Source organism: Streptomyces hainanensis (genome assembly GCF_004348415.1).
In the GTDB taxonomy this organism is placed as follows: Bacteria; Actinomycetota; Actinomycetes; order Streptomycetales; family Streptomycetaceae; genus Streptomyces; species Streptomyces hainanensis.
In genome coordinates, this window is record NZ_SMKI01000881.1 from 1 (window position 1) to 847 (window position 847).

Here is an 847-nt window from a genome sequence, read left to right on the forward strand (position 1 = left end):
CCCCCCAACCGGTTCGCGACCATCGCCCAACGTCTTGTATCGTTCCCCACGGAGGATTCGCCTAGTGGCCTAGGGCGCACGCTTGGAAAGCGTGTTGGGTTCACACCCTCACGAGTTCGAATCTCGTATCCTCCGCCAGCTCTCACCGGGCTGATCGAAGGCCCCCGCCGCCATCCACGGCCGGGGGCCTTCGTCTTGTCCCAGCGCTTGTTGTCCTGCTTTTTGTCCGCAGCGGGTGCGACGGGGTTCCCCAGAGGGCGTCGGCGATCTTCCGGGCCACGCCCTTGAGCATGGTGTCCGGCACGTGAAGGTGCCTCGCACGCATGCGCGCGGAAGTACCCGGCTCCCGCCCCATGATCTGGTCGATGACGCGGTCCGGGACACCGAGCAGCATCGGGACGGTGGCGGCGGTGTGCAGGGCGTCGTGCAGCCGAGCGGCCCGAACTCCTGCGTCCGCGAGCAGCTGCTTCCAGTCGTGATAGTCCGTGTTCGGGCTGAGCGGACCACCGAGCCGCTCAGCCCGAACACGTAGTCCGACTCGACCCGCAGGTTGCCGGCGGCCTGGCGCTCGCGCGCCTGCGCTTCGGCGTGCAAGCGAAGCATGACGACCAGAGGGCCCGGCAGGGGCACCGCGCGTCGGCAGCTCTGGACTTGGTGTTCTTGGTCTCGCGCCGGGCCTGCTTCCGCTCCGGGCAGGTACCCCGCCTTCCGGCCGCACGGCTAGGCCGTTTCTTTCGGATCATGTTGCTGACCAGATGAGGATGCCTGCGATGTGGAGGGCGGCGAGGTAGATGGTGGCGGTCTTGTCGTAGCGGGTGGCCAGACCGCGCCATTGCTTGAGGCGGTT

Annotated in this window: 1 tRNA gene and 2 pseudogenes; 1 reads left to right on the forward strand and 2 read right to left on the reverse strand. The window is 67.7% G+C overall.

What is annotated here, in order from left to right:
* Positions 1-50: 50 nt before the first annotated feature.
* Positions 51-138 (forward strand) — tRNA-Ser (locus E1283_RS36610).
* Between the two features lie 68 nt (positions 139-206).
* On the opposite strand, the pseudogene E1283_RS39360 reads toward E1283_RS36610, so the two are convergent.
* A pseudogene (locus E1283_RS39360) lies at positions 207-720 on the reverse strand (tyrosine-type recombinase/integrase); the annotation flags it as partial.
* Positions 721-739: 19 nt separating this feature from the next.
* Positions 740-847 (reverse strand): annotated as a pseudogene (locus tag E1283_RS36620) (IS5/IS1182 family transposase); the annotation flags it as partial.